The sequence below is a fragment of the Streptococcus sinensis genome (genome assembly GCF_000767835.1).
GTDB lineage: Bacteria > Bacillota > Bacilli > Lactobacillales > Streptococcaceae > Streptococcus > Streptococcus sinensis.
Window position 1 is genome coordinate 12,855 of sequence record NZ_JPEN01000014.1, and the last position, 15,238, is coordinate 28,092.

The window sequence follows — 15,238 nt, forward strand, 5'->3', positions numbered from 1 at the left end:
TTTAAATTTTTAATACTTGCTTATGTCGTTGAAGGAAACGATTTCCTTCAGTAACATTGCGATAGGCGTTTTCAAAAATTGTTTATTTGGTTGAATTTGAGTGACCTAGTTTGGCAATTCGGTACTTGCTAAATCACACAGCTTTCACACTGATTTGCCCCAACTTCGCCGCCATCGTCAGTAAAGGTACGGACGTAGTAGATGGACTTGATTCCCTTGTTGAAGGCGTAGTTACGCAGGATAGAAAGGTCGCGGGTTGTTTGCTTGCTTTCTTTTTTCCACTCGTAGAGGCCTTTTGGAATGTCACTACGCATGAAGAGTGTGAGTGAAAGTCCTTGGTCCACGTGCTCAGTTGCAGCTGCGTAGACATCAATAACCTTGCGCATGTCCATGTCGTAGGCAGAAGTATAGTAAGGAATGGTTTCAGTTGACAGACCGGCCGCAGGATAGTAAATCTTACCGATTTTCTTTTCCTGACGTTCTTCGATCCGTTGGGTAATTGGGTGAATTGAAGCAGAAACATCGTTGATGTAGCTGATAGAACCATTTGGTGCAACAGCTAGGCGGTTTTGATGGTAAAGTCCATCTGCTTGAACCTTTTCACGAAGTTCAGCCCAGTCAGCAGCACTTGGAATAAAGACATCTTTGAAGAGCTCTTTGACACGGTCTGATTTTGGAACAAATTCGCCTGTCACATACTTATCAAAGTAAGTGCCGTTGGCATAGTCAGATTTTTCAAAGTTATGGAAGGTCACACCGCGCTCGCGAGCGATATTGTTAGATTCAACCAAGGTCCAGTAGTTCATGAGCATAAAGTAGATGCTGGTGAACTCGACAGCTTCTGCTGATCCATAGTCGATCAATTGCTGCGCCAAATAGCTGTGCAGTCCCATAGCTCCCAGACCAAAGGTATGTGCCAGACTATTACCATTGTCAATAGAAGGCACAGCTGTGATGTGTGAGCTGTCAGTGACAAAGGTCAAAGCGCGTGTCATGGTTCGGATAGACTTTCCGAAGTCAGGGGAAGTCATCATGTTGACAACGTTAGTAGAGCCCAAGTTACATGATACGTCTGTTCCCAGATGGAGATACTCTTGGGCGTCATTCAAAAGGCTAGGCTCTTGCACCTGCAGGATTTCTGAGCAAAGGTTACTCATGATGATTTTGCCGTCGATTGGATTTGAACGGTTGGCAGTGTCGATATTCACAACATAAGGATAGCCAGACTCTTGCTGGAGTTTAGAAATTTCTGTTTCCAAATCACGGGCCTTGATCTTGGTCTTAATGATCTTTGGATTAGCAACCAATTCGTCGTATTTCTCTGTGATGTCGATATAGGCAAATGGCACTCCGTACTCGCGTTCAACAGAATACGGGCTGAAGAGGTACATTTCTTCATTCTTACGCGCTAATTCGTAGAACTTATCCGGAATGACGACTCCGAGCGAGAGGGTTTTAACCCGAACTTTTTCGTCAGCATTTTCTTTTTTAGTAGAAAGGAAGGCGATGATATCTGGGTGAAAGACGTTGAGGTAGACGACCCCTGCTCCTTGACGTTGCCCAAGCTGGTTTGAGTAAGAGAAGCTGTCCTCAAAGAGTTTCATAACAGGCACAACGCCAGACGCAGCTCCCTCATAACCCTTGATAGGGGCGCCAGCTTCCCGCAGATTGCTGAGGGAAATACCGACCCCGCCTCCGATACGAGACAATTGCAGGGCAGAGTTGATGGAGCGGCCGATTGAGTTCATATCGTCTGTCGCTTGGATGAGAAAGCAAGAAACCAATTCACCGCGACGAGCCCGACCCGCATTGAGGAAGCTCGGTGTAGCCGGTTGGTAGCGCTGATGGATGATTTCATTGGCAATGTCCTTGGCAATAGCTTCGTCTCCGTTGGCAAAGTAGAGGGCGTTAAAAAGTACGCGGTCTTCCATACTTTCTAGATAGTACTCACCGTCGTTGGTTTTCAGCGCATACTGGTTGTAGAACTTATAAGCTGCCATGAAAGATTTGAACTTAAAATCTTGAGCATGGATAAAAGCAGCTAACTCTTCAATATATTCAGGAGAATAGAGCTGGATAAATTCTTTTTCCAAGTAATTTTCTTCAATTAAATACTGAATTTTTTCAGTAATAGAAGCAAACTTCATCGTGTTTGGTTCAACATTTTCTTTAAAGAAAGCATCCAAGGCTTCTTTGTCTTTGTGAAGCAGGATTTGCCCATTGACTGGACGATTGATTTCATTATTTAGACGGAAGTAAGTCACATCTTCTAAGTGTTTGAGTCCCATAATTTTCCTTTTTCTAAAATGTTTTTTGCTCTTACAAAATAAAGGGCCCCTACGAATGATAGGAGCGGCAATCAAGCTCTAAATACTAACGAGATTATGATAATTTTTTAAGTTTACCAGGCTGGAAACCAGAAAACGCTTCAGTTGGTGTTTGGATAACAGGCGCTGCATTAAAACCAAGACTTTTGACATGGTCGATGTATTCTGGTTGCTCATCAAGGTTGATTTCGCGATATTCCACATGGTTGGTATCAAGAAAACGCTTGGTCATCTTGCATTGGACACAATCGTTTTTGGAGTAAATAGTCACCATTATAATGATTCCTCTATGCTTTCATTTTCTTAAATTTTAATCTGAACCTAGTATATCTAAAAGCGAATGGGATGTCAACAGTTTTGAACTAAATATTGTGCATGCTTTTATTATTCATCAAATCCGAATACAAGATATAGTGTTTTTGGAAGAAGGTTGGAAATTATGCAAAATAGAAAAAGCATTGTCTCGAAAGTAAAAGCAGAGCTACAGAGAAAGCGTCTGATTGAACTTATTCTTCAAAAATGGTGTTTAGAACTACCGTTCAGTGAGAAGACAAACAGAAAGTATAGAGAGTGAACAGACTAGAAATACAGAAAGGATAAGTCTAAGAAACAATATAATAAGAGGTGTTTTCAAAAAAATAGAAATAATTTGTAAGCGCGCCATAAAATTCTTGAAAAAGATTTCAAAAGATGTTATAATACCAAGTTGTAAGGGTTATCACAATAACTCAAAAAGAATTATTTAAAGGAGAGTCTAACTATGGCTTCTAAAGATTTCCACATTGTGGCAGAAACAGGTATTCATGCACGCCCAGCAACCTTGTTGGTGCAAACTGCTAGCAAATTTGCTTCAGACATTACGCTTGAATACAAAGGCAAATCAGTAAACCTTAAATCAATTATGGGTGTTATGAGCCTTGGTGTTGGTCAAGGTGCAGACGTAGTTATCTCAGCTGAAGGTGCAGATGCAGACGATGCAATTGCAGCTATCACAGAAACAATGGAAAAAGAAGGATTGGCTTAATATGACAGAAATGCTTAAAGGAATTGCAGCATCTGACGGTGTTGCCGTTGCTAAGGCATATCTATTAGTTCAACCGGATTTGTCATTTGAGACTGTTTCAGTCGAAGATACGAATGCAGAAGAGGCTCGTTTGGATGCAGCTTTAGAAGCGTCTCAAAACGAGCTTTCTGTTATCCGTGAGAAAGCAGTAGATAGCCTTGGTGAGGAAGCAGCTCAAGTATTTGATGCTCACTTAATGGTACTCTCTGACCCTGAAATGGTTGGTCAAATCAAAGAGACAATTCGTGCTAAGAAGACCAATGCAGAAGCTGGTCTGAAAGAAGTCACAGACATGTTTATCACTCTCTTTGAAAATATGGAAGATAACCCATACATGCAAGAGCGTGCTGCGGATATCCGCGATGTAACCAAACGTGTTCTGGCAAATCTTTTAGGTAAGAAGTTGCCAAATCCGGCTTCTATCAATGAAGAATCAGTCGTGATTGCTCATGACCTGACTCCTTCTGATACAGCACAATTGGACAAGAAATTTGTTAAAGCTTTTGTAACCAATATTGGCGGACGGACAAGTCACTCTGCTATTATGGCGCGTACGCTTGAAATCGCAGCAGTATTGGGAACCAATAATATTACTGAACTTGTAAAAGATGGGGATATCATTGCAGCTAATGGTATCACCGGTGAAGTTATCATCAACCCAACTGACGAGCAAGCAGCAGAATTCAATGCAGCTGGTGAAGCTTATGCTAAACAAAAAGCGGAATGGGCTCTCTTGAAAGATGCTCAAACAGTGACTGCCGATGGCAAACACTTTGAACTTGCAGCTAACATCGGTACACCGAAAGATGTTGAAGGTGTCAATGCGAATGGCGCTGAAGCCGTAGGTCTTTACCGTACAGAATTCCTTTATATGGATTCACAAGACTTCCCAACAGAAGACGAGCAATACGAAGCTTATAAGGCTGTATTGGAAGGCATGAACGGCAAGCCAGTTGTTGTCCGTACCATGGATATCGGTGGAGATAAGGAACTTCCTTACTTCGATATGCCGCACGAAATGAACCCATTCCTTGGTTTCCGTGCTTTGCGTATCTCTATCTCTGAAACTGGTGACGCTATGTTCCGTACACAAATCCGCGCCCTCTTGCGCGCTTCTGTACATGGACAATTGCGTATCATGTTCCCAATGGTTGCTCTTTTGACAGAATTCCGCAAGGCTAAAGCAGTTTACGAAGAAGAAAAAGCTAAATTGCAAGCTGAAGGCATTGCTGTAGCTGACAATATTCAAGTAGGTATCATGATTGAAATTCCAGCAGCAGCGATGTTGGCTGATCAATTTGCCAAAGAAGTTGACTTCTTCTCTATCGGTACCAATGACCTAATCCAATACACAATGGCAGCTGACCGTATGAACGAACAAGTTTCATACCTCTACCAACCATATAACCCATCTATCCTGCGCTTGATTAACAACGTTATCAAAGCTGCTCATGCTGAAGGTAAGTGGGCAGGTATGTGTGGAGAAATGGCTGGCGACCAAACAGCTGTGCCACTTCTTGTCGGCATGGGCTTGGATGAGTTCTCTATGAGTGCGACTTCTGTCCTTCGGACACGTAGCCTTATGAAGAAATTGGATACTGTGAAGATGCAAGAACTTGCACAGCGCACTTTGACTGAGTGTGCAACAATGGAAGAAGTTCTTGAACTTGAAAAAGAATATCTTGATTTTGATTAATAAAAGAAGAGCGTAAATAGCTCTTCTTTTTTCTTTAAAGTTGCATAAACAAGGAGCAATGATTCAAATTGTAAAAATTTTCTATAAATTTACAGTTTTTGCTTGAAATTTTCTGATAATTTGCTAAAATATAAAACAATAACTTTGATGGAGGGGAATTTTGATGCAATATAAAAATTATATTAATGGAGAATGGAGAAGTTCCGAAAAGGAAATTACTATTAGTTCTCCAATCAACAATGAAATCCTCGGAACAATTCCTGCCATGACTCAGGCAGAAGTTGATTATGCTATGGCGCAAGCGCGTGCTGCTCTTCCTGCTTGGCGTGCTCTTTCAGCGGTAGAACGTGCAGCATATTTGCATAAAGTTGCCAATATTTTAGAGCGCGATCAAGAAAAAATTGGCGAAATTCTTGCAAAAGAAGTTGCAAAGGGAATTAAAGCCGCTATTGGCGAGGTAGTTCGTACAGCGGATCTTATTCGCTATGCAGCAGAAGAAGGAATCCGTGTTCATGGTCAGGTGCTGGAAGGTGGTGGCTTTGAGGCAATCAGTAAGAAGAAGCTAGCTGTTGTCCGTCGTGAACCTGTTGGTGTTGTTTTAGCGATTGCGCCCTTTAACTATCCGGTCAACCTTTCGGGCTCAAAAATTGCTCCAGCTCTGATTGGTGGAAATGTTGTCATGTTTAAACCACCAACACAAGGATCAATTTCTGGTCTTCTTTTAGCACAAGCTTTTGCGGAAGCTGGTCTTCCTGCTGGTGTTTTCAATACCATCACTGGGCGTGGATCAGAAATCGGCGATTACATTATTGAACATAAAGAAGTTAACTATATCAACTTTACGGGGTCAACTCCTATTGGGGAACGGATTGGTCAACTGGCGGGCATGCGGCCGGTTATGCTAGAATTAGGTGGTAAGGATGCAGCGGTAGTTCTGGAAGATGCAGATCTTGAACGTGCAGCCAAACAAATCGTTGGTGGAGCTTATAGTTACTCTGGTCAACGCTGTACAGCCATTAAACGTGTCATTGTCATGGAGAGCGTAGCAGATAAATTGGCAGCGCTGCTTCAGGCAGAGGTAGAGAAATTGACGGTTGGTGATCCGTTTGATAATGCGGACATCACACCGGTCATTGATAATGCATCGGCTGATTTCATCTGGGGCTTGATTGAAGACGCTCAGGAAAAAGGAGCGTCAGCCTTGACAGAAATCAAACGTGAAGCAAATTTGATTTGGCCTGTCTTGTTTGACAACGTTACACTTGATATGAGATTAGCTTGGGAAGAACCTTTTGGTCCAGTTCTTCCGATTATTCGCGTGGCTTCCGTAGAAGAAGCTATCGAAATCTGTAATCAGTCTGAATTCGGTCTTCAATCTTCAGTGTTTACAAATGATTTCCCTAAAGCATTTGAAATTGCTGAAAAATTAGAAGTGGGTACGGTGCACATTAATAATAAGACTCAGCGGGGTCCAGATAATTTCCCATTCCTTGGTGTGAAAGGTTCTGGCGCGGGGGTACAAGGTATCCGATACAGTATCGAAGCAATGACACAAGTGAAATCCATCGTGTTTGATGTGAAATAAAGAAGAAAGGCGGCTTTGTGCGGCCTTTTTATGTATGTGAAAGCTAATGTTTAACAAAAATGGTTTCGAAAGAAATATGTAAATTTACATATTGGTCTATATCATTATGAAAGTTTTCAAGAATTTGTAGAACATATTTTTAGCGGAAAAGGAATGAGAAGGTGATTTTGTGTCGAAAGGGAGGCAATTTCCTTGCACTTTCCCCCTATTTTTCCTTAATGTTCGATTTTTGTAATTTTCCGTAATGATTTTTGAAATTTACTTGAAAAAGAAGTAGAAATAAGGTAGAATGGTAGTGTAGAAAACGCTTACAAATAGGAGGGCGATTGCATGGATAAAAACGAAGCTTTGAGAACCTTTACGACAGGTGAAAACTTTCATCTACAGCATTATTTAGGGGTTCATCAGGAAGAAATTGATGGAAAGCTGGGATATACTTTTCGTGTTTGGGCACCAAATGCTCAGAGTGTTCATTTGATAGGTGATTTCACCAATTGGTATGAAGGCCAGATTCCAATGATTCGCAATGAAGCAGGGGTTTGGGAAGTCTTCACTGAATTGCCTAAAGAAGGAGATATTTACAAGTATAATGTCAAGCGCAGCAGTGGACAAGAGATTTTAAAAGTGGATCCACTGGCGATTTATTTTGAAGAGCGTCCTGGTACAGGGGCAGTTATTCATACGATTCCTGAAAAGAACTGGAAAGATGGCTTGTGGCTAGCCAGAAGAAAACGTTGGGGATTCTTCTCGCGTCCAGTCAATATTTATGAAGTTCATGCAGGTTCTTGGAAGAGAAATGATGATGGAAAACCCTATAGTTTTGCTCAACTAAAAGAAGAACTCATTCCTTACCTTGTTAAGATGAACTATACGCATGTGGAGTTCATGCCACTAATGGCTCACCCGCTCGGTCTCAGTTGGGGTTATCAGTTGATGGGCTACTTTGCTTTTGAGCATACCTATGGGACACCAGAGGAATTCCAAGACTTTGTTGAAGAGTGCCACATCAATAATATTGGGGTTATTGTAGACTGGGTTCCTGGTCACTTTACCATCAACGATGATGCCTTGGCCTACTATGATGGGACTCCGACATTTGAGTATCAGGATCATGATAGAGCGCATAACTATGGTTGGGGAGCACTGAATTTTGACTTGGGTAAGAATCAAGTACAGTCCTTCCTGATTTCAAGTATTAAATTCTGGATTGACTTCTACCACTTAGATGGGGTTCGAGTTGATGCAGTAAGTAATATGCTTTACCTTGACTACGATAGCGGTCCATGGCAGCCAAATAAGGACGGCGGCAACCGCAATTATGAAGGCTACTATTTCTTGCAGCGGCTCAATACCGTCATCAAGTTGGCCCATCCGGATGTTATGATGATCGCAGAGGAAAGCTCCAGCAATACCAAGATTACTGGAATGCGTGAGTTAGGCGGTCTAGGATTCGACTACAAGTGGAATATGGGATGGATGAATGACATCCTGCGTTTCTACGAAGAAGATCCAATTTATCGCAAATACGACTTTAACTTAGTCACTTTCAGCTTTATGTATGTCTTCTCAGAAAACTTCTTGCTGCCATTCTCCCATGACGAAGTGGTGCATGGTAAGAAGAGTCTGATGCATAAGATGTGGGGTGACCGTTATAATCAATTTGCGGGACTTCGTAATCTGCTGACTTATCAAATCTGTCACCCAGGTAAGAAACTGCTCTTTATGGGTGGAGAATTTGGTCAATTCCTAGAATGGAAATCAGAGGAACAGCTAGAATGGTCAAATCTTGATGATAGGCTCAATAAGCAAATGCAAGATTTCACATCTGCACTGAATCTGTTCTATAAAGAAAATCGTCCGCTTTGGGAAAATGATGTAAGCTACGATGGTATCGAAATCATTGATGCGGACAATACTGATCAAAGTGTCCTTTCCTTTATCCGTAAGACGGCTAAAGGAGAGATGTTAATCTGTGTATTCAATATGGCGCCTGTAGAGCGAAAAGACTTTACGATTGGTGTTCCAGTTGCAGCCATTTATGAAGAAGTATGGAATACCGAATTAGAAGAATGGGGTGGTGTTTGGAAAGAACATAACGAAACAGTTCAGTCTCAAGAGGGACTATGGAAAGATTATCCGCAGACCTTGACCTTTACGCTGCCAGCTTTGGGAGCAAGTATTTGGAAGATCAAGCGTCGTGTGAATGTTCGTAAAAATGTTAATAAAAATTCCACAAAGGAGTAGGATATGAAGAATGAAATGCTAGCTTTGATTCTTGCCGGAGGGCAAGGAACTCGTCTTGGAAAACTCACACAGAGTATTGCAAAACCAGCAGTACAGTTCGGCGGACGTTATCGTATTATTGATTTCGCGCTCTCTAACTGTGCCAACTCTGGTATTCATAATGTAGGCGTGATTACGCAGTACCAACCACTCGCTCTGAACAGTCACATTGGGAATGGTTCAAGCTGGGGACTTGATGGTATCAACACAGGCGTGTCCATTCTTCAACCTTATTCAGCAAGTGAAGGAAATCGTTGGTTCGAAGGTACCAGTCACGCTATTTTCCAAAATATCGACTATATCGACAGTATCAATCCAGAATATGTATTAATCCTTTCTGGAGACCATATTTACAAGATGGACTATGATGACATGCTTCAATCTCACAAGGATAACAGTGCTAGCTTGACGGTTGCTGTCTTGGATGTTCCTCTCAAAGAAGCGAGTCGTTTTGGTATCATGAATACCGATGCCAATAATCGAATTGTTGAATTTGAAGAAAAACCGGCTGAACCTAAGTCTACCAAAGCTTCTATGGGGATTTATATTTTCGATTGGAAACGTCTGCGCAATATGCTAGTTGCTGCTGAAAAGAGCAATGTGGATATGTCTGACTTTGGTAAAAATGTTATTCCTAACTATCTTGAGTCAGGCGAAAGCGTCTACGCTTATGAATTCAAAGGCTACTGGAAAGACGTGGGTACGATTGAATCACTTTGGGAAGCCAATATGGAATACATTGATCCGCACAATGCTTTAGACAGCCGTGATCGTCAATGGAAAATTTACTCACGCAACTTGATTTCACCGCCAAACTTCTTTGGAGAAAATGCTCATGTTGAAGATTCCTTGGTTGTTGATGGATGTTTTGTTGATGGAACAGTGAAACATTCAATCCTTTCTACGGAAGCTCAAGTTCGTAAGGATGCCGTAGTTGAAGATTCCGTTATCATGAGTGGAGCAATCATTGGACAAGGTGCTAAGATTAAACGTGCTATCATTGGTGAAGGAGCAATTATTTCTGATGGCGTAGAAATTGATGGAACGGATGAAGTCCAAGTTGTCGGATACAATGAAAAAGTGGGGGTACCAACAGATGAAGATTGATAAATATTCAGCGATTTTAGGAAATACAGTAGGTTTCCATGATATGTCAACTTTGACAGAACAGCGTCCAGTTGCAACTTTGCCATTCGGCGGAAAATATCGTTTGATTGACTTCCCCCTTTCTAGCCTTGCTAATGCTGGTGTTCGTAGCGTCTTTGGTATCTTCCAGCAAGACAATATTAGCTCTGTATTTGACCACATTCGTTCTGGTCGTGAGTGGGGCCTTTCTACTCTTTTGAGTCACTACTACCTTGGGATTTACAATACTCGTGTAGAAAGTAGCACAGTTGGGAAAGAATATTATGAGCAGTTATTGACTTACTTAAAACGCTCAGGCTCTAATCAGACTGTAGCGCTCAACTGTGATGTTTTGACGAATATTGATTTAAACCAAGTGTTCCATCTTCATAATACAACTGAACAGCCAATTACAGTTGTTTATAAAAAATTGCCAAAAGAAGAAGTGTCTGAGGTGAACTCAGTGTTTGAAATTGATGATACCGATCATGTGAGAAGTCATCAGTTATTTGATGCTCGAGTAGAGGGTGAAGTGTTCAATATGTCAACAGACATCTTTGTAGCAGATACCCCATGGTTGATTGAAAAATTAGAAGAAGAAGCTAAGAAAGAATATCCTCAAAAATTACGTTATGTTCTTCGTGACTTGGCAGCGCAAGAAGGAGCCTTTGCTTATGAATATACTGGCTATCTGATTAATATTCACTCTGTAGAAGCTTACTACAGGGCTAATATTGACATGCTAGACTCACAAAAATTCTATTCACTCTTCTCACCAAATCAAAAGATTTACACTAAAGTGAAGAATGAAGAGCCAACATACTATTCTCCAGCTTCCAAGGTTTCTCGCTCACAGTTTGCATCAGGTAGCATTATTGAGGGCGAAGTGGTCGATTCAGTTATTTCACGTAATATAAAGATTAGTGAAGGAAGCCGAGTAAAAAGCAGCGTTCTCTTCCCACGTGTTACAGTTGGCAAAAATGCGGTTGTTGAATACGCTGTTGTTGACAAAAATGTGGACATTGCTGAGGGAGTAGTTGTTCGCGGAACAGCGAAACAGCCAGTTGTGATTAAGAAGGGCCAAAAAGTTACAGAGGATATTATTCAATGAAAATTTTATTTGTAGCAGCAGAAGGTGCACCTTTTTCTAAAACAGGTGGTTTGGGAGACGTCATTGGCGCTCTCCCTAAATCACTTGTGAAAGATGGTCATCAAGTAAGTGTTATCTTGCCTTACTATGATTTGACAGATGCGAAATTCCGTGATCAGGTAGAAGATCTGTTCTCATTCGAAGTAAGTGTTGGCTGGCGTCGTCAGTTTGTAGGAGTGAAACGCATTGTTTTAAACGATGTAAATTTCTACTTTATTGATAATCAGCATTATTTCTTCCGTGGGCATGTTTATGGCGATTTTGATGATGGTGAGCGCTTTGCCTATTTCCAATTGGCGGCAGTGGAGCTGATGGAAAGAATTGATTTCATTCCAGATGTCCTGCATGCTCACGATTACCATACAGCTATGATTCCTTTCTTGGTTAAAGAAAAATACCGTTGGATTCAGGCATATAATAACATCAAGACCGTTTTAACAATTCACAACTTAGAATTCCAAGGTCAGTTTTCTGATGGTATGCTTTGGGAACTCTTTGGTGTCGGTTATGAACGTTATGCAGACGGAACCCTTCGCTGGAATGATTGCCTTAACTGGATGAAAGCGGGTATTTTGTATGCTGATCGTGTGACAACTGTTTCACCAAGCTATGCCAATGAAATTCGGACGGCTGAGTTTGGCTGCGGCTTAGATCAGGTTCTTCGAATGGAATCTGGCAAGCTGGTTGGTATTGTCAATGGAATTGATACAGATATCTACAATCCAGAAACAGATAAATTACTAGCTCATCATTTTAGTAAAGATGATTTGTCTGGGAAATTAGAAAATAAGCGGGCTCTTCAAGAAAGAGTAGGGCTGCCAGTTCGGGATGACGTTCCGTTAGTTGGAATAGTCTCTCGTTTGACACGTCAAAAAGGTTTTGATTTGGTAGTGGAAGAATTGCACAATCTGTTACAGGAAGATGTGCAAATTGTCCTTCTTGGAACAGGAGATCCTGCGTTTGAACACTCCTTTGCTTGGTTTGGACACGCTTATCCTGAAAAGATATCTGCTAATATTCTTTTTGATGTCACTTTGGCTCAAGAAATCTACGCAGCGAGCGATATTTTCCTGATGCCAAGCCGTTTTGAACCGTGTGGTTTGTCCCAAATGATGGCTATGCGCTATGGAACTCTCCCTCTTGTGCATGAAGTAGGAGGTTTGCGTGACACTGTTGAGCCATACAATGTGTATACTGGACAAGGTACAGGTTTCAGCTTTAATAATTTTTCTGGCTATTGGTTGACATGGACTTTTAAGGAAGCCTTGAATATATATGCCCATGACAAAGAAACTTGGCATTCGCTTCAAATGCAGGCGATGGAAAGAGATTTTTCATGGGACACTGCAAGTAAGGCCTATAGCGATTTGTATCAATCACTTTACTAACATTCACTTTAGAATCAGAATAGGGAAATCCTCTCTTATTGATGTAATAAGGGAGGATTTTCGTAAAGACATCCTTTTGTATGTTATTATAGAATATGAGATGATTCTTAAAACTGATTCCCTCGTTAAAGAAAGGAAGATATCCCTCAAAAATGGAACTTACTAAAGAACAGTTTATCCGTAACTTTAAGGATACCCTCCATGAAAGGCAGTTAATTAAAGTAGCGGATGCTACTCCAGCAGAGCTTTTCCAAGCCCTTGCTAGTACCATTCGTAAATACATTACGCCGCTTTGGCTGGAACGTCGCAATAAACTCGTGGAACACCAGCAAAAAACAGCTTATTACTTTTCTATCGAGTTTCTTCCAGGACGTATGCTGGAAACCAATCTGCTCAACTTAGGTATTCTCGATACGGTCAAGGAAGGCTTTGCTGATTTGGGCGTTGACTTTGAGGATGTTAAGAATGCTGAGTATGATATGGCTTTGGGTAATGGTGGTCTGGGCCGCTTGGCGGCTGCCTTCATGGACTCGCTGGCAACCACTGGCTATCCAGGATTTGGAAATGGGATTCGCTATCGCTATGGCCTCTTTAAGCAACGCATCGTAGATGGCTATCAGGTAGAAATTCCTGATGCTTGGTTTGGCAGTCTGGGCAATGTCTGGGAGACTCGTAAGGACCATGATATTGTTGATATTAAAATCTTCGGAAATGTTTCCCTCCATGCCAATGAAAAGGGCCGGATTGTGCCTCTTTACGAGAATTCCAAAATCCTGCGTGCTGTCCCTTATGATGTGCCACAGATTGGCTTCGGCAATGATAATGTCAATAATCTCCGTCTCTGGAATGTTGAAATTCCGGAAGAATATGAATTGGATTATCGGACTATTGAAGCCCGCCGCAAAGTGCAGGATATTACAGCCATTCTCTATCCAGACGATTCTAGTTACAAAGGAAAAGAACTGCGGCTGATTCAGGAATACTTTATGACCAGTGCGGGTCTGCAGACCATTATCAAATCCTATCTCAAGCAAGGTCGGCCGCTCAAGGATATTCATGAGAAGGTTTCTGTCCATATCAACGATACTCACCCAGCAGTTGCGCCAGCTGAGTTTATGCGCCTTTTGCTGGATGACTATGGTCTCGAGTGGGCAGATGCATGGAATGCTACGGTGAAGACCATGAGCTACACCAACCACACCATTCTGTCTGAAGCCTTGGAAAAATGGGATGCAGAGCTCTTCAAGAATGTCCTGCCACGGGTTTATCAAATCATCCTAGAAATCGACAACCGCTATGTAGCTGAAATGGCTGGACGTGGACTTGATCCGCAAGTCATCGAAAATACTCGTATCGTCAAAGACAATCAAATCCACATGGCCCACTTGGCTATCATCGGCGGCCATTCGATTAATGGGGTTGCCAAACTCCATACCGAATTGCTCAAAGAAGATACTTTGCGTGATTTCTACAGCATTTACCCAGAAAAGTTCAACAACAAGACCAACGGGATTATCCAGCGCCGCTGGCTGCAAATTGCGGACCAGCCTCTGTCGGCTGAGATTGATAAGCTGATTGGTAAGGGCTGGAGAAGAGATATTCACGAGCTGCGCAAGCTTTTGAAATTCAAGGACGATAAGCAAGTGCTAGACGATTTCTATCGTGTCAAGCAAGAAGCCAAGGCTCGTTTGGCTGACTTCATCAAGGAATCAACAGGAGTGGAAGTCTCTACAGAAGCCATCTTTGATGTACAGGTGAAACGCCTCCACGCTTATAAGCGTCAGCTGCTCAACCTGCTTCATATCATTAAGCTCTACTGGGACCTCAAGGACAATCCTGATAAGGATATGGTGCCGCGCGTCTTTATCTTCGGTGCCAAGGCTGCTCCGGGCTACCACTTTGCCAAGTCTGTTATCAAGCTGATCAATGAAGTGGCCAATCTGGTCAACAAGGATGAAAGCCTGCAAGGCAAGCTCAAGGTTGTTTTCCTAGAAAACTACCGCGTCAGCTTGGCTGAGCTCATCATTCCAGCTGCGGATGTATCTGAGCAGATTTCTCTGGCTTCCAAGGAAGCTTCGGGTACTTCTAACATGAAGTTCATGATGACAGGTGCCATTACTTTGGCGACTTTGGACGGAGCCAATATCGAAATCAAGGATGAGGTCGGTGACGACAACATTGTCATCTTCGGAATGGACAAGGACCAAGTTTACGAGCATTATGCCCGCCACGATTACTACTCACGCGGTGTCTATGAAAGTAATCCAGACATTCGCCGGGTGGTCGATACCTTTGTCAATGGCACCATTCCAAATGTTCGTGAAGAAGGCTCTGAAATCTACGAAGCCCTTATCACCCACAATGATGAATACTTCCTCTTGGAAGACTTCCATGCCTATGTAGAAGCTCAAGAGAAGATTGATGCTCTCTATCGTGACAAAGAAAAATGGGCCCGCATGAGCCTGATTAACATCGCTACATCTGACAAGTTCACCTCAGATGATACCATTGAGCAATATGCTAAGGAAATCTGGAACTTAGAGAAATAATAACAGTTGAGAGTCTGAGACAAAATAGTTCTCAGCCACAAAAAAGCTAGAGATTCCCAATTGCGGAACTCT

At 42.1% G+C, this 15,238-nt stretch carries 10 protein-coding genes; 8 read left to right on the forward strand and 2 right to left on the reverse strand.

Going from position 1 to position 15,238, the window contains the following annotated elements; translation table 11 throughout:
• Positions 1-128 precede the first annotated feature (128 nt).
• Together nrdE and nrdH are read right to left on the reverse strand one after the other, a co-directional pair.
• On the reverse strand, positions 129-2,288 hold the full coding sequence (gene nrdE, locus SSIN_RS00610) for a class 1b ribonucleoside-diphosphate reductase subunit alpha (protein WP_037614532.1): 2,160 nt from the start codon (positions 2,286-2,288) through the stop codon (positions 129-131).
• A gap of 94 nt (positions 2,289-2,382) precedes the next feature.
• Positions 2,383-2,601, reverse strand: coding sequence for a glutaredoxin-like protein NrdH (nrdH, locus tag SSIN_RS00615; RefSeq protein ID WP_015604561.1), 219 nt, complete (start codon positions 2,599-2,601; stop codon positions 2,383-2,385).
• 486 nt (positions 2,602-3,087) lie between these two features.
• On the opposite strand from nrdH, the gene SSIN_RS00620 reads away from it, so the two are divergent.
• The 8 genes from SSIN_RS00620 to SSIN_RS00655 all read left to right on the forward strand — a co-directional run bounded on the left by SSIN_RS00620 (position 3,088) and on the right by SSIN_RS00655 (position 15,166).
• Positions 3,088-3,351, forward strand: a complete 264-nt coding sequence (locus tag SSIN_RS00620; RefSeq protein ID WP_037614534.1) for a phosphocarrier protein HPr — start codon at positions 3,088-3,090, stop codon at positions 3,349-3,351.
• 1 nt (position 3,352) lies between these two features.
• Entirely contained in the window at positions 3,353-5,086 is a 1,734-nt protein-coding gene (gene ptsP / locus SSIN_RS00625) for a phosphoenolpyruvate--protein phosphotransferase (RefSeq protein ID WP_037614535.1), read from the forward strand.
• A 163-nt stretch (positions 5,087-5,249) separates the two neighbouring features.
• Positions 5,250-6,671, forward strand: coding sequence for an NADP-dependent glyceraldehyde-3-phosphate dehydrogenase (locus SSIN_RS00630; RefSeq protein WP_411912365.1), 1,422 nt, complete (start codon positions 5,250-5,252; stop codon positions 6,669-6,671).
• Between the two features lie 330 nt (positions 6,672-7,001).
• Positions 7,002-8,915, forward strand: a complete 1,914-nt coding sequence (gene glgB / locus SSIN_RS00635) for a 1,4-alpha-glucan branching protein GlgB (protein ID WP_037614539.1) — start codon at positions 7,002-7,004, stop codon at positions 8,913-8,915.
• A 3-nt stretch (positions 8,916-8,918) separates the two neighbouring features.
• Positions 8,919-10,061, forward strand: coding sequence for a glucose-1-phosphate adenylyltransferase (locus SSIN_RS00640; protein ID WP_037614541.1), 1,143 nt, complete (start codon positions 8,919-8,921; stop codon positions 10,059-10,061).
• Entirely contained in the window at positions 10,051-11,190 is a 1,140-nt protein-coding gene (gene glgD / locus SSIN_RS00645; protein ID WP_037614543.1) for a glucose-1-phosphate adenylyltransferase subunit GlgD, read from the forward strand. Before SSIN_RS00640 ends, glgD begins: the two co-directional genes overlap by 11 nt.
• A complete protein-coding gene (gene glgA / locus SSIN_RS00650) occupies positions 11,187-12,617 on the forward strand; it encodes a glycogen synthase GlgA (RefSeq protein WP_037614546.1) in 1,431 nt (476 codons plus the stop codon). Before glgD ends, glgA begins: the two co-directional genes overlap by 4 nt.
• 152 nt (positions 12,618-12,769) lie before the next feature.
• Positions 12,770-15,166, forward strand: a complete 2,397-nt coding sequence (locus SSIN_RS00655; protein WP_037614549.1) for a glycogen/starch/alpha-glucan phosphorylase — start codon at positions 12,770-12,772, stop codon at positions 15,164-15,166.
• Positions 15,167-15,238 lie beyond the last annotated feature (72 nt).

Bases quoted from the DNA above. Each gene is read 5' to 3' on its own strand.
- SSIN_RS00640 (WP_037614541.1), top strand. From the start codon at position 8,919: ATGAAGAATGAAATGCTAGCTTTGATTCTTGCCGGAGGGCAAGGAACT.
- SSIN_RS00630 (WP_411912365.1), top strand. From the start codon at position 5,250: ATGCAATATAAAAATTATATTAATGGAGAATGGAGAAGTTCCGAAAAG.
- glgA (WP_037614546.1), top strand. From the start codon at position 11,187: ATGAAAATTTTATTTGTAGCAGCAGAAGGTGCACCTTTTTCTAAAACA.
- ptsP (WP_037614535.1), top strand. From the start codon at position 3,353: ATGACAGAAATGCTTAAAGGAATTGCAGCATCTGACGGTGTTGCCGTT.
- nrdH (WP_015604561.1), bottom strand. From the start codon at position 2,601: ATGGTGACTATTTACTCCAAAAACGATTGTGTCCAATGCAAGATGACC.
- SSIN_RS00655 (WP_037614549.1), top strand. From the start codon at position 12,770: ATGGAACTTACTAAAGAACAGTTTATCCGTAACTTTAAGGATACCCTC.
- SSIN_RS00620 (WP_037614534.1), top strand. From the start codon at position 3,088: ATGGCTTCTAAAGATTTCCACATTGTGGCAGAAACAGGTATTCATGCA.
- glgB (WP_037614539.1), top strand. From the start codon at position 7,002: ATGGATAAAAACGAAGCTTTGAGAACCTTTACGACAGGTGAAAACTTT.
- nrdE (WP_037614532.1), bottom strand. From the start codon at position 2,288: ATGGGACTCAAACACTTAGAAGATGTGACTTACTTCCGTCTAAATAAT.
- glgD (WP_037614543.1), top strand. From the start codon at position 10,051: ATGAAGATTGATAAATATTCAGCGATTTTAGGAAATACAGTAGGTTTC.